Origin of the sequence: Enterobacter sp. 301B (genome assembly GCF_003850715.1) — a bacterium.
In the GTDB taxonomy this organism is placed as follows: domain Bacteria; phylum Pseudomonadota; class Gammaproteobacteria; order Enterobacterales; family Enterobacteriaceae; genus Enterobacter; species Enterobacter intestinihominis.
Map to the genome: position 1 here is coordinate 114558 of NZ_PQTC01000006.1, position 18035 is coordinate 132592.

At 56.5% G+C, this 18035-nt stretch carries 17 protein-coding genes; all 17 read right to left on the reverse strand.

Annotated elements, in window-relative coordinates; genetic code table 11:
- Positions 1-12: 12 nt before the first annotated feature.
- Positions 13-1446 (reverse strand): serine/threonine-protein kinase, encoded by a 1434-nt coding sequence (locus tag C3451_RS08920; RefSeq protein WP_038416228.1) that lies wholly within the window; start codon positions 1444-1446, stop codon positions 13-15.
- Positions 1447-1470: 24 nt separating this feature from the next.
- Positions 1471-4086, reverse strand: a complete 2616-nt coding sequence (gene tssH, locus C3451_RS08925) for a type VI secretion system ATPase TssH (RefSeq protein WP_045621071.1) — start codon at positions 4084-4086, stop codon at positions 1471-1473.
- Positions 4087-4124: 38 nt separating this feature from the next.
- Entirely contained in the window at positions 4125-5168 is a 1044-nt protein-coding gene (gene tssG / locus C3451_RS08930) for a type VI secretion system baseplate subunit TssG (RefSeq protein ID WP_023300320.1), read from the reverse strand.
- On the reverse strand, positions 5165-7036 hold the full coding sequence (tssF, locus tag C3451_RS08935; RefSeq protein ID WP_045621072.1) for a type VI secretion system baseplate subunit TssF: 1872 nt from the start codon (positions 7034-7036) through the stop codon (positions 5165-5167). The genes tssG and tssF overlap by 4 nt, the downstream gene beginning before the upstream one ends.
- A gap of 2 nt (positions 7037-7038) precedes the next feature.
- Positions 7039-7602 carry a type VI secretion system baseplate subunit TssE gene (gene tssE / locus C3451_RS08940; RefSeq protein ID WP_045621073.1) on the reverse strand — a complete coding sequence of 188 codons (564 nt, stop codon included), beginning with the start codon at positions 7600-7602 and terminating at the stop codon, positions 7039-7041.
- A complete protein-coding gene (locus C3451_RS08945; protein WP_022648404.1) occupies positions 7595-8407 on the reverse strand; it encodes a type VI secretion system accessory protein TagJ in 813 nt (270 codons plus the stop codon). Before C3451_RS08945 ends, tssE begins: the two co-directional genes overlap by 8 nt.
- 9 nt (positions 8408-8416) lie before the next feature.
- On the reverse strand, positions 8417-9409 hold the full coding sequence (locus C3451_RS08950; RefSeq protein WP_045621074.1) for a hypothetical protein: 993 nt from the start codon (positions 9407-9409) through the stop codon (positions 8417-8419).
- A gap of 16 nt (positions 9410-9425) precedes the next feature.
- On the reverse strand, positions 9426-10223 hold the full coding sequence (locus C3451_RS08955) for a protein phosphatase 2C domain-containing protein (RefSeq protein WP_124304293.1): 798 nt from the start codon (positions 10221-10223) through the stop codon (positions 9426-9428).
- Positions 10220-11995 (reverse strand): type VI secretion system-associated FHA domain protein TagH, encoded by a 1776-nt coding sequence (tagH, locus tag C3451_RS08960; RefSeq protein ID WP_124304294.1) that lies wholly within the window; start codon positions 11993-11995, stop codon positions 10220-10222. The genes C3451_RS08955 and tagH overlap by 4 nt, the downstream gene beginning before the upstream one ends.
- A 511-nt stretch (positions 11996-12506) precedes the next feature.
- Positions 12507-13496 (reverse strand): hypothetical protein, encoded by a 990-nt coding sequence (locus C3451_RS08965; protein ID WP_063153509.1) that lies wholly within the window; start codon positions 13494-13496, stop codon positions 12507-12509.
- A 46-nt stretch (positions 13497-13542) separates the two neighbouring features.
- Positions 13543-13896, reverse strand: coding sequence for a T6SS amidase immunity protein Tai4 family protein (locus C3451_RS08970; RefSeq protein WP_045623220.1), 354 nt, complete (start codon positions 13894-13896; stop codon positions 13543-13545).
- Positions 13893-14375 (reverse strand): type VI secretion system amidase effector protein Tae4, encoded by a 483-nt coding sequence (locus tag C3451_RS08975; protein ID WP_023300327.1) that lies wholly within the window; start codon positions 14373-14375, stop codon positions 13893-13895. The genes C3451_RS08970 and C3451_RS08975 overlap by 4 nt, the downstream gene beginning before the upstream one ends.
- A 59-nt stretch (positions 14376-14434) precedes the next feature.
- Positions 14435-14917, reverse strand: coding sequence for a type VI secretion system tube protein Hcp (locus tag C3451_RS08980; RefSeq protein WP_014884229.1), 483 nt, complete (start codon positions 14915-14917; stop codon positions 14435-14437).
- Positions 14918-15097: 180 nt separating this feature from the next.
- Positions 15098-15499 (reverse strand): T6SS amidase immunity protein Tai4 family protein, encoded by a 402-nt coding sequence (locus tag C3451_RS08985; protein WP_045623221.1) that lies wholly within the window; start codon positions 15497-15499, stop codon positions 15098-15100.
- A 32-nt stretch (positions 15500-15531) separates the two neighbouring features.
- Positions 15532-16026, reverse strand: a complete 495-nt coding sequence (locus C3451_RS08990; protein WP_022648411.1) for a T6SS effector amidase Tae4 family protein — start codon at positions 16024-16026, stop codon at positions 15532-15534.
- A 3-nt stretch (positions 16027-16029) separates the two neighbouring features.
- The gene (locus tag C3451_RS08995; RefSeq protein ID WP_032624078.1) at positions 16030-16455 is read right to left on the reverse strand and encodes a Rap1a/Tai family immunity protein; all 426 of its coding nucleotides are present in this window, start codon (positions 16453-16455) and stop codon (positions 16030-16032) included.
- Between the two features lie 79 nt (positions 16456-16534).
- The gene (tssC, locus tag C3451_RS09000) at positions 16535-18034 is read right to left on the reverse strand and encodes a type VI secretion system contractile sheath large subunit (RefSeq protein ID WP_006810956.1); all 1500 of its coding nucleotides are present in this window, start codon (positions 18032-18034) and stop codon (positions 16535-16537) included.
- Between the last annotated feature and the right edge of the window lies 1 nt (position 18035).

Consider the following 18035-nt stretch of genomic DNA (forward strand, 5'->3'; position numbering starts at 1 on the left):
TTACCCGCAGGCTTACGGATTCACCAGCCAGGTGCCTGGCTTCGCAATATCCAGCGTCTGGGTACGCGTTCTTCCATTGCCTTCCAGTTCAATGCGGGTCTCGCCCGCAGGCAGTTTCAGCGATGCGTAACCGTTATTCCCCGGACGCAGCGCTTTCGGCTCGCCGTTCACCTTCAGCGTCTCGCCATCAAGCATGCGGATATAGACCAGCGCGACCGGGCTGGCGTCGACAGGCGACGCACTCTGCTGCGCCGTAGCAGGTGGCGCTACCGGCTCGCTCACGTCGGCCGTTGCCGGTCTGGTTTCCGCTGCGGCGGAGGTTTCAGCCGGAGGGCTCACGGCAGGGGTTTGCGCCGTCTGCGCTGGCGTTTCGTGGCTGCCGCCGCCGAACAGCATCGCACCGGCAACCACCCCAACCAGCACGCCCGCGGCCACCAGCCCCGGAAGCTTGTAACGTCGCCAGTCCAGCGCGGAAGCAGATGTCTCCTCTTCCACCGGCACCAGCATCGTGCCGGTCTTCTTCGCGGTCAGCACCTCGTCGATACCGGCGACGGGCATCTCGATCAGCGCCGCAAACTCTTCGATGGATTGCGGTCGGTCTTCCATATGCAGCGCCAGCGCCTTGTCGATGGCCTGAAGCAGCGGAATGGAATACCCCTGCGGCATCAGCTCCACCAGTGGTTTGCAGGTGTCCTGAATCGAACGCACCACGCTGACCGGTGGCGGAGAGCCGACGATGAGGGTGCGCAATACGGCGCCGAGCGCGTAGATATCCGTCCACGGCCCCTGCTCGCTTTCATTGTCGTCGGTATACTGCTCGATAGGCGCGAACCCCGGACGCAGCATGGTTTCCGTCTCATCCGAGAGATTACCGATGGTGCGGCGCGCCGATCCGAAATCGAGCAGCACCGGCAGGCCGTTATCCTGAATCTGAATGTTATCCAGCGAGATGTCGCGGTGCAGGTAGCCCTCATCGTGGATCGTTTTGATGGCGCCGAAGAGCATTGGCAGCATGCGGCGGATCCACGCCTCGTTAATCAGCTCCGGTTTCTCTTCGCGCAGACGCGACAGCGTGGTGCCACTGTAAAACAGCGTCCCCATATAGGCCGTGTCGTTTTGCACCCAGAAGCGCAGCACGTGCAGCAGGTTCGGGTGGTTAAAGCGCGCCAGCAGGCGGGCTTCCTGGATGAAGCTGTTCAGACCGGCAGAAAACGCTTTGCCGAAGCGCTCGCTGCGCAGCACCAGCGTCATATCCTCGCCGCGCACGGCGAGGGAGGAAGGCATAAACTCTTTGATAGCGATAGTGCGTTCGAGCTGGTGATCCCAGGCGCGATAGACGATGCCGAATCCGCCGCCGCCAATCACCTCTTTTATCTCAAACTCATTGAAACGGTACCCGACCGGGAGCGCGTTTGGGACAGTCCGATTGTTATCATTATCCGTCATCTTTTACAGTTCTCTTGATGATTATTACGCGGCAAACTGACAGTGGAACTCGCCCTGCTCGCAGGTGACATGCAGACGTCGGTACTGCTCGTCGCTGCGGCTGGCGGTAAGTAAAATCTGGCTCATCTGAGGCAGCAACGTATTGGTCAGAATCGCATCCACCATACGCCCGCCCGACTCAACCTCGGTACAGCGCTGAACAATCTGTTCGACCACGCTGTCGTCAAATTCAGAAATAATATTGTGATTCTCTTCCAGACGACGCTGAATGCGCCTGAGCTGAAGACGCACAATCTGCCCCAACATCTCGTCGCTCAGAGGGTAATACGGCACCACCAGCAGGCGGCCCAGCAGCGCAGGCGGAAACACCTCCAGCAGCGGCTGGCGCAGGGCGCCGCTTAACGCGTCAGGATCCGGCATCAGTTCCGGGTCGGCGCACATGGCTGCGATCAGCTCGGTGCCGACGTTAGAGGTCAGAATAATAATGGTGTTACGGAAATCAATGTGACGCCCTTCGCCGTCCTCCATCCAGCCCTTGTCGAAGACCTGGAAGAAGATCTCGTGCACGTCCGGGTGCGCTTTTTCAATTTCGTCCAGCAACACCACGCTGTAGGGACGGCGGCGCACGGCCTCGGTTAAGACGCCGCCTTCACCATAGCCCACATAGCCCGGAGGCGCACCTTTTAACGTCGAAACGGTGTGCGCTTCCTGGAATTCACTCATGTTGATGGTAATGACGTTCTGCTCGCCGCCGTAAAGCGACTCCGCCAGCGCCAGCGCGGTTTCGGTTTTGCCCACGCCGGACGGCCCGCAGAGCATAAATACGCCGACCGGTTTGTTCGGATCGTCAAGCTTCGCCCGCGAGGTTTTTACCCGACGGGCAATCAGATCCAGACCGTGACGCTGACCAATAACCCGCTGGTTCAGCGTATCAGCCAGGTTCAGCACCGCGTCGATCTCATTTTTCACCATCCGGCCCAGCGGGATCCCGGTCCAGTCCGAAACCACCGCAGCCACCACGTTTTCATCGACCGCGGCAAACAGCAGCGGTTCGTCACCCTGTAAGGTCTTCAGCGCCTGCTGCTGTTCTGCCAGCTGGCCGCGCAGTTCAGCCGTATCCTCATCACTCGCCGCAAACAGTGCGGCACGCAGACGGATAATTTCCTGCACCCGCGTGCGCTCTTCTTCCCAGCGACGAGCCAGGGCCTCGCGTTGGGTTTCGAACGCGTCACGTTCGGCGCTTAATGTCGCCACGCGCGCCGGATCGCCCGCCCCCACGCGCGCTTCACGTTCGGCAATCTCCAGCTCCACGTCCAGGGCCGCCAGATGACGCAGGCAGTCTTCCAGCTGGGCAGGCGGCGCGCTCTGGCTGACGGCCACGCGCGCGCAGGCGGTATCCAGCAGCGCCACCGCTTTATCCGGCAGCTGACGCGCAGGAATATAGCGATGCGACAGTTTCACCGCCGCGCTGACCGCTTCGTCGAGGAGTAAAACCTGATGATGAGTTTCCAGCGGCGACACGGTGCTGCGCAGCATCAATACAGCTTTCGCTTCATCCGGCTCGTGAACCTGTACGGTCTGGAAACGGCGGGTCAGCGCCGGATCTTTCTCAATGTATTTTTTGTATTCCGCCCAGGTGGTCGCGCCGATGGTGCGCAGTTGCCCACGCGCCAGGGCAGGCTTGAGCAGGTTAGCGGCATCGCCGGTGCCCTGCTGGCCGCCAGCGCCAATCAGGGTGTGGATCTCATCGATAAACAGAATAATCGGCGTGGCGCTGGACTGCACCTCGTTAATCAGCGCCTGGAGGCGCGCCTCAAATTCCCCTTTCATGCCCGCTCCGGCCTGAAGCATGCCGATATCCAGCAGCCACAGCTGAACGTTTTGCAGCGGCTCAGGCACGTCGCCGTCAGCGATACGCAGCGCCAGCCCTTCCACCACTGCCGTTTTCCCGACGCCAGCTTCCCCGGTCAGCAGGGGGTTGTTCTGGCGACGACGCATCAGAATATCGACCATCTGGCGGATCTCTTCATCGCGCCCCACCACCGGGTCAATTTTCCCATCCCGGGCGCGCGCCGTCAGATCCTGACCATACTGCGCCAGCGTGCCCTGCGCAGCCGGTACTGCCCCGGCAGCTGCGTCCGCAGCAGCGGCGGCCTGCTGGCTCTCTTTGCTGCTGGCGCAAATAGCGTCGAACTGCTCGATCAGCACCTCGACGTTAAGACGGGTGAACTGCGCCGAAATACTTTTCAGCACGTTAGCCAGATTCCACGTTTTCAGTATGCCGATCAACAAATGGCCGCCGCGGATGCGGCTGACGCCAAACTTCAGCGAGCCGTAGACCCAGGCGCGCTCGACGGCGCTGTCGATATGCTCGGAAAGGTCAGAGACGGAACTTGCACCACGCGGCAGGGCATCCAGCGCCGCCACGATATCGCGCGTCAGCTGCTGTTCATCAAGGGCGAAGTGACGGATGACCTGTTGCAGATCGCCATCCTGCTGCTGCATCAGCTGATGCAGCCAGTGCACCAGCTCAACGTACGGGTTGCCGCGCAGCTTACAGAAGGCAGTCGCGCTTTCCAGAGAGGTAAATAACAGCGTATCCAGTTTGCCGAAAAGCACGGCACGGCTAATTTCTGACATGTTAGTTTCCATTAACAATGATTCGGTATACGGAAGGATTATCGCTCTGCGCGATACACCAGATCGCCACGCGGAACAGGCTGAGGCTGAAGGCCCAGCCAGGTGTTGTACCCTAATCGCCCGGCGCTGCCGAGCGTGGCGCCCTGCACCGCATCGGCGCGCAGGATCACCCGTGTTTCCCATTCAAATTCCACCCCGGCGTACTGTCGCACCCAGTCGCGTAGCTCGGTGACCCACCCTTCGCCCGGCAGAAAACGGTTGTATTCGTCTGCGCTCAACGGGCCAATCTCAAGACGAAATTTATGCTGCACGTCGCGTACCGCAATGCCAAGAAAAGCGGACTCCCCCATGCGCGGCAGGCGACGCCCCTCACCCAGCTGTGCCTGCTCCCGCGTTGAGAGCGGCATCCACTGCGGTACATTGGCCACCAACCTGACCGGAATGTTGAAATAGTTGCGCAGGATCTTCTCCAGCCCTTCCGGGTCCCGCCCGTGGCGGGTCAGGTGCCCGGCGTGAGTAAAGCGGGCATGCGGGCTCAGGCTGCCTTTCGACATCTGGCCGGGCTGACCCATGCCAATCAGCGATGCAAGATACCCTTCGAAGCGCCTGTTGTCGTCGCGATCCAGTGAAACGGCAGGCTGCGCGTCCGCCCAGGCGCGGTAAAACAGCAGCGTCAGGCGGTGGTGAAAGAGGTCGGCAAACGCGCTGAGGCTGTGATCCTGATGATGATGAATACGCTCGCGGGCATACTCGGTCATGTGCACCGGCAGCGGGCCGTTAGGACCAAACAGGCCGAAGCTCAGAATGGAAACCTCATGCAGTCCGTTCTCTTCCCGCTGCCGGACCTCGGCAACCGTTGACGGCGCAAACCCCATTGAAGGCTGCTGACCAATACGCAGCGGCTCAAATTTAGGCAGCGGCGCGCGCCCCAGCGGGTAACGTTCACCGCCCTGGGCATCAATGCGTCTTAACAGCTGGAACAGATCGTAGCGCCACGGCGTCTCGCGCACTCCGCGCCAGAACGCATCGGGCAGCGGCGTCAGGCGATGCACGCGCAGCGTTGCTGGGGCAACTTCACTCATACCAGCGCCCTTTTACCCATGCGCGGCGCCCAGTAGCCAATTTCGCCGCGCTGCTGGCTCTTGAGCGTGAACTCCGTAAAGCTGTTGATGGAGACCAGGCGGGCAAAAAGGCGTTCCAGCACGCTGCCGAAAAGCCACGGGCTGGCACCGGAAAAGGCGCGTTCGTCCACCGTCAGAGTGATGCCGATCCCGCGGGCGAACACCACCGGGCCGGGTTCAGGCACGCGGCGGTGCACCGGCTCCAGCACGCAGTGACGAACGCCATCCACCTGACGGGCAACCGGCGTCTCGGCGAGGTTAGCGTACAGCCCTAACAGCTGACGCAGCGCGGCAGCGCCCTCTTCGTTTTCGCTGTCCATCAGGCTGAGGTAGTTCATTTGCAGCTGGCTGATGAGCCGCCAGGTACTGAACCCTTCCGCCAGCGCCGGACGCGGCGGCGTCGGGCCTTTACGCAGGGTTAACGCCTTCACCGGCATGGAGTCGGCCATAATAAACTGCCCAAGCTCCTGCTGGAGCATCAGCGGCAGGTCGCGGCTGGTACACAGCACCTCGGCGGAAATGTAGCGCAAATTCTCCTGCCACGGCGCGTGCTGCGCATCCACCAGCGAGACGAAGACCTCCGAGCCGATATAGCCCGTGCGTGTGCCGTAGCGCAGCGCGTGTTCAGAGAGGACGCGCTGTTCACGGCGCAGGGAAAAATAGGCGCCGTAGTTGCCCGCGTCTCCGCTCCAGGTACTCCAGAACGGACGAAACGTCTGGACGTCCCGCTGACCATCCGCACTGGCATAGATTTTTTTCACAGCATAAATTTCATAATCCAGCGGGCGGATGTTATCCACCACCAGATGGTATTCATGCTGGCTTTCGCTCAGCTTCTGCCGGGCCGCCACTTTCGGGAACAGGTTGATCACCGGCGTACAGTGCAGCGCCATGTGGCTGGCATCCACCACGCGCTCCAGCTGATCGTCGCTTTTGTCGAGCAGAATGAAGATATCAAACGCTTTTTCGTCTTCGCAGCGCTGGATCAGCTTGCCCAGCCCGCTCAGGCTGATGAAGCGAAAACGCGCCGGGAACGCAAAGTACTCCTGCAACAGGCGATAGCCGTCGAAGTTACGCAGATCGTCCGGGAGCAGCGCTTGATCCGCATCAAAGCCTTCCTGACGCAGGGCGTCAGACGACAGCAGCTGGCGCTGGGGCTGCTTGCTGACCGTCTGGCAGACAATACCTGCGTGGTGCTCCATCACCAGCTCCAGCAGCTTCAGAGCCTCGATGTCCGGGCCGCTTAAGAAGAACTCCAGGCGGTCAAAGTCCAGATGCCCAAGATGCTGCGGGCCATCGCAGGCAATGCGGATCCGTAAAGCGCTGCTGATCCCCCGCTGGCTCAGGCCGAGCTGGGCCAGCGGCAGATCGGCGGGAACGCCGCCCAGCTCGATCCGCTCAATTTTTAACGGCAGCAGGTTGACCTCGTGCGCCGTGGTATAGCTGCACGTAACGCCGGTTTTTTTCAGCGCCAGGCTGTCCATCATGGTGCCGCGCGGCACAATAAAGCCTTTGCTCAGGTCGCCCCGGCTGCTGTCGGGCTGAATCTCAGCGATCGCCATCGACGGCGTAGGCGCCAGGTAATTTGGCGCAATCATCTCCAGCATACGCTGTGAAAAGCGTGGAAATTCGGCGTCCATTTTCATCTGCACGCGGGAGGTCAGGAAGGCGAAACCTTCCATCAGGCGCTCGATGTACGGATCCGCCACTTCGATGCCGCGCATGCCGAGCCGCCCCGCCACTTTTGGGTAGCGTTCGGCGAACTCCGCGCCCATCTCGCGCAGATAGGCCAGTTCACGGTTGTAATATTCGAGCAGTTTGCTTTCCATAATTACCCCGCATCCTTCAGTTCAAAATGGCCGTTCTCAAGATCGACGTCGGTGCGAAAGAGAAACTCCAGCGGATACGGTACGCACCACAGGCGGCCTTTGATTTCGATAGACAGCACGTTGTGCAGATCTAATGAGGAGGTATCGGACACGCAGCGAACCTGAAGCCCCTGCGGCAGGATCCGCGGTTCAAAGTTAATAATCGCTTCGGTGAGCTTGCGCTGAATGTCGTGCCATTCGATATCGGACATTCTTTTCCCCGCCAGCGGCGCGACGCCAAAGTTAACGACAGAACGGCTCACCTGCGTCAGACCACTCAGATCGCTGGAGGCATCGTGGTTAATGGTGTTAAACAACCACTGTAAATCCCGCAGGACGTTACGACGCAGCGCGGCGTGGGTAATCAGATTACTGTTGGCGGACTCGCGTTTTTTTTCCGGATCGTTATCCGTCAGGCGATCCAGCAGTGACGGCTGCATTTTGTCGCGTGCCCCCACTTTCTCCTGCCTGCTGCGGGCCTGCCAGCCTCTGCGCAGCAGATCGCCTTCGCCAGCGGGATTACTCATCCGCGCCATCCGCGGCGAACGTCACCAGGCTCAGGGTGAGCAGCGGGCTTTCGCTTTGCTCGCTCAGCCAGGCTTTCTGCCCCATGCCTTCATACAGGGTGCCGTCATCGTCGAGTGGAAGCCACTCGGTGGTGCGCCCCAGCTTAACGCTGTCTGGCGCTCCGTCAGCAAACGGATAACGCGCCGGGATCTGACACACCTGCTCGGTGCCGTCCGTGAGGCGGACCAGAGCATGACGCCACACCAGATCGGTCACGCTGGCCGGAGCCTGAAAACGGATCGTGTCGATGGCGCAGAACGGCACCCAGAAATAGCGGCCGTTGACCAGGGTTTCACACACCGGCCCCAGACGGGCATCGCCGTCCATCAGCCATTCAAAGGTGTGGCTCTCTTCATTCTCCAGCGTGACCTGCCCGCGGCTTGCCGGGGCCTGTTCGAGTGCCGCCAGGCGCAGCGTTTGCGCATGCCCTGCGCTTTCGGTCAGCGCCTGGGCTAACGTGGTCAGCCACGGCCACTGCGCCTCGGGCATTGCCGGTCGTACCTCTCCCGCGAACACGCGCGCCCGCTGCTGTTCACCCTGAATGGCCTGCTCCAGCAGCGTTACGGTTGGTTTTGCCTGCGGCTTCAGCGCCAGCCAGCTTTTCAGCTGGGTCAGGGCGCGCGCCCAGTTGCCGCTGAGGATCAGAAACTGCACAAACGCGGCGCGCAGATCGGCATCCGCCGGACGAGCTTTGATTTCGGCTTCCAGGCGAAGCAGCGCGTCGCTAATCGACTCACCCGCCAGACGTTGATAAAGCGTATTCATAGCCCCTCCTTAATTCGCCGCGCGCCAGGCGCCCACAGCCGGATCGCGTAGCTGCGGACGCAGCGTGTCAATCAGAACAACGTTCAGCTCCGCGCCCGGTGTAATCCATGCGCTCCAGATCTTCTTCACCTCTGCGATACGCGCCTGGAGTCTGGCGTCGTCGCTGGCGATCTCACGGGTGATTTCCACCGCCACCGTGCCGTTGCTCTTCCAGCCGTTCAGGGTGCTGTCGTACGGTAGGATCATCCAGCTCTGGTCGCTGTTCGGGGTGCTGAAGACCATGCGCTCTTTGTTAACGGAGGTGATCAGCGCCTTTTCAGGATCGACCGCGTTGTTCAGTCCCATCACCGGGAAGCCGTGAATGTAGGTGACCGGAATCGCTTTCTGCGTCCCGTTACGATTCTGCGTCACCACGGTGTGGCCGCTGAGCCAGCTGCCGTTACCGCAGCGAGTGGTGTCGGAATCGGGAATAAACAGCGCTGGCGCGGAGGAACCGCCCTCCCAGAAGGTGCGCAGGTGGCAACCGTCCTGAAGGGTGAACTCCTGCCATGGCGTACGATCTGCCGCCACGGTGTGCGTCTCCGGATTCTGGTCAGGCGGTAGCAGCGCGCCTGAGGTGGTGGTGGTAGTCGTTGCCGCCGCCGTTTCCTGCTGTTTCACCACCAGCGCCCAGTCCTGCGCTTTAGCCGCTGTGCCCCGGGCAAGCGTCGTGCCTTCCGGATCGTTAAGCGTCCAGTTCAGGGTATTCAGTTTGCTACACTGGTGCTCCAGCAGCGAGCCAAGGCGCGGCACGAAGTTTTCCAGCACCGAAACCTCTTTCTTGCCGTTCGCCACGATACGCAGCGCCACGTCCGCCTTACACCAGCTTTGCGGTGTGTTATCTTTAATGTTGTCGATCCAGATATCCAGCTTCTGCGCAGGAGACTGCACGATGCGGAAGTTTTCAGCCTGTGCGGTGGTCGCCACCGTCAGAAGAGCCAAACCCGATAGCCAAAGTTTCATATCAATCCTTGTGTGTCTAATCAGTTCCGCAGGGAAGAAATTGTGCTGCGTCAGAGAGCGTATGCAGCAAAGTGGTGTCCTGAGGGTTGCCCATCCACACCGCCACGGCGGTATAGTTATCCTGAGCTTTGCCCTCCTGTTCAGCATTCTTTTGAATGATTTGGTTCATCAAGGTCAGCCACTCTTGTGGCGTATTGACCATGTGCAGCGACTGTTTCATCTGCTCTTCGCTGACGCCGTGCCAGAAACCGTCGGTGCAGAGTAAAAACGCATCACCGTCTTCAACCTGCACGACATCGCTGTAGCTCGCTTCCGGTCCGCCATTCTCAATACCCAGCGCCAGATACAGCAGGTTGCTGTTGAGATCGTCGGTCTGATGCCCGGCATCTTTCATCTGCTGCACCAGGCTGTGGTCGGTGGTGACGTGCCACAGCCAGCCGCGACGAAACAGGTACAGGCGGCTGTCACCGGCGTGCGCCCAGTAGGCCAGACGGTAATCCCTGTCGATAAACAGGCTGACCAGCGTGGTGCCCATCCGGCGATAGTCCTGCACCGCCTGTTGTTCGCTGAGGATGGTACGGTTCGCCGTTTGGACGTAGTCACGAATATGCTGAGCATTCAGGTGCTTGTCGCCATCAAAGCGGGAAATAATGCTATTGCGGGCCAGCTCAGCGGCCACCTCGCCGCCCGGCAGGCCCGCAATGCCGTCACAGCCGACAAAGCAGGCTGAACGTTCCCCGATGGTTTCTCCCGTCTGATCCTGGTTGCTGGCGCGCGTCCCCTGGCGGGAGAGAGAAGCCGTTGCGATATTCATTTTTCTTCGGATCCGCTTTGTGAGTCTTTGTACTGATTGACCTCCATGTCATAGGCATGGAGGAAGGCTTCGCCAAACAGGGTGTGGAAGTCGTCCTCAATCTCGCCCGCCGTCTCGCCATAGCTGCGAACAAAATAATCCCACAGCGCGGCTTTACGGCTGCCCGGCAGCGCCAGGCGCGACGTCATTCCGTTCTGTTTCGCCTGCTCTTCCAGCTGTTCCGGGTTAAAGGATTGCAGCATGGCGGCGATAATGGCGCGGATACCGGAGATCATCCCCAGCTGGTGCGCCTGCAGATCGATCAGCGCATCACGCACCGAGTTGGTCGGCGGCATAAAGCCCGGCATCGGCGTGCCGAACATCTGGATCAGGACCGTTTTACCGGTTGGCAGCAGCTTGAACGGGTTGTTGGCATCGTCAAGCACCATGGTCATATCGGCCTTCACCCCGCGCTTGAGAATGGAGCGCGAGGAGAGCAGCGCCACGGTTCCCTGCGAGAACATGCCCAGGATCTGCCCCAGCTGACGCATATTTTCCCGGTCAAACTGCGGCACCGGCTGCATTTCGCTCAGGCCCATGCCCTCCAGCAGCGCCTCCAGCAGTTCGCCCTGAAGCACCTCGCCCCGCTCGCCGGTCTGCGCTGAGGCAGCAGGCGATGCAGCGTTTTTAACTGGGTCGATACGCAGGCGGCCTTTCGGTGCCTGCGCGTTGCTGCGCGCCACGGCCTGCGGCGTTGGCATGGTGAAGCCAGCGTAATCGGGACGCGCGGGCTCTTCTTCCGCGCGCGGCGCGTCCTGTGGTTCAGTCGGTTCCGGATCGAACAGCGGTGAACTGGCCAGCGCATCCTCTTCCTGTGCGGCTTGCGCTTCAGGCTTTGGCTCCGGCTTATCAGCCACGATTTCATCCGGATGGGTTAACGGCGCGCCGCCCATCAGGCCAAGGGGGTCATCGTGACGCGCGGCAGGCGCGCTCGCCGACCCGCCAAACAGGGCTAACGGATCGAGTTCATCCGACGCCTCTTCCTTTGGCTGGGCAGGTTTGCTTTCGTCCGGCAGTACCAGCGTTGAAGGGGTGACATCGTCAAAGATGCTCTCTTTTTTAAACAACGCTTCATCGCTGAACAGCGTGTCCGGGTCCACGTTTTTACGTTCAAGCGACGGATCGGCATCGTTGAACATCGCCAGCGGGTCTTCGGCATTCCGCTCCGGGGCCGCAGGCTGGGAGAACGGGTCGTGGGAGGCCGCGGGCTGTGGCTTTGCCCGGTTGCTGGAGATGCTGTCGGAGATGGAGAACTCCTGCATCAGGCTGTCCCAGATTTCCGACGGCACGGCCGTAGGTTCAGCTTTTCCGCGCGGCGCGGCGCTGGCCGGTTTCGGTTGTGCCGCCGGAGCAGGTGTCGCCGCTGGGCGCGCCTGCTGCATGCTGGCCGCCATGCGGCTTACGGGCTGGGTGTCATGAATGAGTTCGCTGACTTCAATGCGATAATCATCAATACCGAGAATATCCCCATCCTGAAGCTCAACCTGACGCCCACGCTCCAGCGGGATATCATTCAGTACCACGCGGGTAACGCTGCCGCGGTTCGTGACGCGGCATTCGCCACTGGCGTCGACGTGAACGATGGCCTGCAAACGCGAGATGGTGCGGTCATTATCCGGCAGCACCAGATTGTTATCCGTACCGCGCCCAATGGTGCCGCCCGGGGCATAAAAATCACAGCTGCTTTGCGGCGGCTGATGACCGGGTTTCGTAGAAATAATCGTGAATCGCATGGCGTATTCCTGCTGGTATGATTAGCGCTCAAACGCTGCCGCTCTCGGGGGTGAGAACGGCGGGGTTTGGGGGTTAATTCAGAAAGGCATCATTTAAATTTCAGAATAGGATTACATATTATTAACGATGGAAAGAATTAACAGCACTAAAAATATAATAGTGGCAATAATGATTTTTCTTCTGTAAGACTTAACCCATGATAACTCAAAGGCAGACAAAATTTCATTGCACGACTGTGGCTCAAGCCAACGACACTCAGTGAGTCTCACACGCTTACCCTGTAAGATCCGTGATAAAATTGTGGTGAGAAAACCAAACCCCCAGAATCCAAGATTTTGCCAGGTTTGCTAATCTTCTTTTTTGAGCAACTGTTGATTTGTGAATATCGAATATATTTGGTTAACCTGGCGATGTTTTTTCCGATAGTCTATATAAAATGAAATAACCAAGATTATAAAGGCAGCAAAAAGACATATAATAACAGCAGAGTAAATATTATTAAAAATCACTTTATTCTCCGCTAAAAATTAAGTTATTGAGCTGTTCTCCTGCAAACCCACCGATTTGTGTTCCACCCGCAGCCCCGACTGCACCAACCACTAAACCACAGATGAGTGTTCCTGTCCCCGCTGTGGGTACACCTAATGCAAGACAAATGGGAGCCGCCAGGGATGAGCCTAATGCAGCACCAGCGACACCGCCTCCAAATTTGCTATATTCAGTCACTGCAACCCTGCTGCACTCATTTTCTCTTCCAGTGGTGCAGGCATGATAAACTTCGTTAGACGTGTTAACAAAAGAAAAACCTAAAGCAACCCATCCGCCTGCTTTCAGATAAGAGGTGATTTTGGCAGTTCTGTCAATATATGTTGAGTAACCTGGGATTGCGCCAATCCCAACAGTACTCCATTCATGGACAATTGATTTCGTGGAAAGCCCTAATGCTCTCTTAAGATCCGCATTATCTTTAAACTTAAGCTGTTTTTTAGTTATTTTATTTAACAAGGGTTTCAATTGTGCGAAAAGCGCATTGCGCTCAGCATAAAACTGTTGGCCGAAAAGCGCACCTTGTGTTCTGTACTGATTTTGATAGGTAGCTTCAATTTTAATTAAAATATTTTCTATTTGCTTAAAATATGACTCACCAGCACCACTCACACCACCGACGATTGTATCGCCCCAGCCTGTTATAGCTTTTATATTATCATAATTATTTTTCAAAAATTCAGCAGTGGCCACGTCCAAAGTCGCAAGCGCGTTGGTTACCTTCTTTTTCGCAATGGCTAAACTATTAATCTGCTGTGTTTGATTATCGCTACGTGGATCAGCGACAATTAATATTTGTCCAGGCTTGAGCCACGCAGTGTCTTTATTCAATTGCATAAAATACTCGGATTTTTCATTGCGCACATTGCCAAATAGCTGTCTTGCCTGAAAATCCAGAGTGCCGGGTTGCTGAACAACACAGTAACCTGGAGCAACGTTTGACGGACTTGCCATGGAAACTCCTTGTATTCTTTTTAATTTTTTAGCTTTTGCAGAAGATTTATTTTTGCACACTGAGTTGGCGAATCGCATCGCTATGGGAAATTAGGCTGCACTTTAAAACCTCATAGTTTACCGGTGCTGTACCACCTAGCTTCTGTTTCAGTAAGGTGTTAATAACCTCGTCGGCCTTTTCGAAATTCTCGGCAGGCAGGTTACTGGCTTCCAGCCATGCTGCGGCGCTTGCCTTTGCATCATTTTTCAGTGTCGTACTATCCGCAATCTTTCCGAAACAGCGATTTTGCACCCAGTTTTCAAAAATCTGTTGCTGAGAAAAGGTATTAACGTCCGGCAGAGTTTGGGCGAAGGTATATGAGGTATTCAACGCCAGCACGAAAGCGAGTAAATGTTTCATTTCAGGCTCCAGAGCGTAGCGCTGCCAGGAATAAACGAACCATTACCGGGAGAACCCAGAAAATGGCAATCATCGGAGCAAATATTCCCATTCCAGAGCGTGACATGTCCAGTGGCATCGCTCCAGCCATGACCGGTAAAGATGATAATGCCTTGCTTACCTGCAAATTGGCCTGGTGTTGGAGACGTCACCGTCAGATCTGCATTACCCAGTACAGTTGGCAGAAAAGCAATCATATCCTTTACGCGATACATGTAACGTTTTTTATCACTCCCCGTAACCGTCGCATATCTACTGTTGGCGGGAATTGGAACGCCACAATAATTTAAAACGTAGCTCATACGAATGGGGCATGCATTTTGAAAAATTCCGGCTTCGATATTGTGCTGGACTTTTCCACCCAATAATTTACCCACCGTCTCGACATTGACATTAACTTCTCTGAATCTGTTCCAGGCGGCACCAAAAGCAGGACGCATAAGTATTTTCCCTTTTAAAAAAGCACAGGATAAAGTGAGCCCTTTCGGGCCCACTCCTGTTACGCTTCTTTGTTTTCTTTGATGTTCCAGCCAGCGCTGCTTTCAGCACCTTTACCACCGGCAGTGGTCTGCTCCCAGTACTGCTGTTTCACTTTCGCAGCCTGGAATGCATAGGTCACGCCAACGGTATCGCCGTTGTCGGCACCGGTGTACTGAACGGAAGTCACGAGAACGTCTTCCAGGGTGATGCGGGTATATTCAACCTGCTGACCACCCGCTTTGCAGACGGACAGTTCAACTTTGGTCAGGTGCTTACCGCTTGCGCAGTGTTTCAGGATTGCTGTAGTGGATTTGTCGATCAGAGCGTTAACGTGCAGATCGTTAAAGTTAACCTTACCGGCACCGCCGCCGCCACCAACGCTCATATTACCCGGCTGGGACGCGCCCCAGGAGAAGGAGGTAATATCAGTCCAGCCGGTGTGGTTAGAATCTTTAGATTCGCCCGTAACACCCTCGACCTTCAGAAACATATCAATAGCCATAATATCTACTCTTCGTGGATGAACAATATTGCTTTCGAAAAAGCCCTTATATGGCAAACAGGAAAGCATGGGGCTGAATAAAACCGTCCATATTTTACCTCTGCCTCATATCAAACGACCCGTGTCATTTGACAGTCTTACATTCCCCCTGAATGAACGGAAAGAATGTGAAGTCTTTTACTACGGCGGATTATCCTGAATCCAGGTACGATCAGGATCGCCAATGATGAGCTGCGGAACCAGTTTATTCAGTTCGTCGCTATGATAAAGACGTAGACAATTTAAGGTTACGCCTTTTACATCAGGTTTACGCTCCGAGTGGAAACCATTAATTTGGTTTTTATACTTCCCAATAATGGCGTTAACTTTGTCAGTACCGTTTTCAGCATCAAACGGCATCCACTCAATAAATGCACTCGCACTGCGGGCCGCATCAGCAGAAAATTGACTGCCTTTATCTGCAACCTGCGCAAGGCAGCGCGCCAGGACCAAATCTTTTACCACCTGCCGGTATGTTTGCTGCTGATAAAAATCAACGTAAGGGTTGTCACCGCGAGCAGAAAAAGATAAGCAAGTGAGCAAAAGAAATACGGTCTTTAAACACCTGAATATAATTATTTTAATTCCCAAAACCAGATTTCCTGACAGTACGGAAAGCAATCGGAGTTACATATAAACGAATTATTACTCAGAGGCTCGATAAGGTCGATATGACCACCGCCATACCCATCAATTTTATTGAAGAAAACAACACCTTTTCGGCCCAACATTGAGCGTGCACCAGCCTCGCGGTCTTTAAAGATTTCTGCCTTGCCAAACACATGGGATTTATAAAGCTGATCGGCAAGTAATTTTGCGCCAGGCTCGATTGTTTTTCCCTTATAGGGACCGGTCTTTATGGGTAAACGCCCTGTAAATTCAACATTGCATTTTAACAATGCCAGGCTCATTCTTACCGCACAGGTATTTTCGTATGCCGGTTGTTGCTTGATAATCGTCGAATAATCGTAGCCAATTTCTGAAAAAACCTGTTCACCCGAGGCAAAACCCGCGCGTGTGTGATTTGAAGAGTAATGCTGACGTTTAAGTTGTTCGTATAATGGTCTCATTTGTCACTCTCCTTTTTTGCACGGGCGTAATTCTTTCATGCCGTCAATGATGATTTTTGAAGCGCGCTCCTCGCCTTTCTGTTTCGATAAGTTCGCAAAACGAGAATAGAGAAACTCATGTATTGTATTTGGCAAAAAAGGCCTGCCCTTGCACCATGCAGTGCCCTCAGACGCGTCGACTACGCCGAGAAGATACATATTTGCCTTAATGCGTTCACGTTCATTCGTTTTCGACAGCCAGGCTTTAGCAAAACGCTCTGCACTCAGATTTAAATCGTACCCTGTTAACAGCGTCGGATCGCGTTGGAAGTTTGATGTGTCATCCTGAGGCAATGCTTCCGCTTGAGGGTATTTGTAATTTCCTGCCTCCGCGCTTGCGAGAGTAGAAACTGCCAGCAAACTGGTCGCGATCAAAAGTATATGTTTCACCGTCTATCCTTATTCACTGACAGAAACAAGCTAAGCTCTTCCGCTCAAATTGCCGGCCCCTTCGGGCCGGCAATCATCATTACGCGTCCTTCGTCTTCAGCGACGGCAGTTTAGATACCAGACGCAAGGAAACGGTCAGGCCTTCCAGCTGGTAGTGTGGACGCAGGAAGAACTTCGCGGCGTAGTAGCCCGGGTTGTCTTCAATTTCCTGCACCTGCACTTCCGCAGCCGCCAGCGGTTTGCGAGACTTGGTTTCCTGGGAGGAGTTAGCCGGGTCGCCGTCCACGTAGTTCATCACCCAGTCGTTCAGCCAGCGTTCCATCTCTTCGCGCTCGCGGAAGGAGCCGATTTTGTCGCGCACGATGCACTTCAGGTAGTGAGCAAAACGACAGCAGGCAAACAGGTAAGGCAGACGGGAGGCCAGGCGCGCGTTAGCGGTGGCATCCGGGTCGTGATACTCGGCCGGTTTTTGCAGAGACTGCGCGCCGATGAAGGCGGCGAAGTCGGAGTTTTTACGGTGCACCAGCGGCATAAAGCCGTTTTTCGCCAGCTCGGCTTCACGACGATCGCTGATGGCGATCTCGGTCGGGCATTTCATGTCCACGCCGCCGTCATCGCTCGGGAAGGTGTGGCACGGCAGGTTTTCCACCGCCCCGCCGGACTCCACGCCGCGAATCGAGGTGCACCAGCCGTACTCTTTGAAGGAACGGTTGATGTTGGCGGCCATCGCGTAAGCCGCGTTCGCCCAGGAGTAGCTGTTGTGGTTCGCGCCGTCGGTCTGCTCTTCAAAGTCAAAGCTGTCGACCGGATTGGTGCGAATGCCGTACGGCAGACGCGACAGGAAGCGCGGCATGACCAGGCCCAGATAACGGGCATCTTCCGATTCACGCAGTGAACGCCAGGCGGCGTATTCGGTGTTCTGAAAGATTTTTGTCAGGTCGCGCGGGTTAGCCAGCTCCTGCCAGGACTCCATCTGCATCACGCCCGGCGCGGTGCCGGTAATGAACGGACAGTGGGCCGCAGAGCCGATGCGCGCCATCTCGCCCAGCAGCTCAACGTCCTGCGGGCTGTGGTCGAAGTAGTAGTCGCCTACGATGCAGCCAAACGGCTCGCCACCGAACTGGCCGTACTCCTGCTCGTAGATTTTTTTGAAGATCGGGCTCTGGTCCCAGCCCACGCCCTTGTAGCGCTTCAGGGTGCGGCCCAGCTCCTGCTTGGAGATGCTCATAAAGCGGATCTTCAGCATCTCGTCGGTTTCGGTGTTGTTCACCAGATAGCTCAGCCCGCGCCAGGCGCTCTCCAGCTTCTGGAACTCCTCGTGGTGAATGATCTGGTTCACCTGCTGTGAAAGCTGCTCGTCAATACCGGCAATCAGGTTCTGAATGGTGCGGTAGGTATCGTTTGAGAAGGTCACGGTGTTTTCCAGCGCCTGCTGCGCCAGGGTTTTTACCGCGCTTTCTACGGCAGAGCGCGCCTGATCGGTTTTCGGGCGGAACTCTTTATTCAGCAGCGCGCTGAACTCGTCCTGGCTGAAGGCCTGGCCCGCCTGCTGATCGTGTTGTTGAGTCTGGTTGCTCATC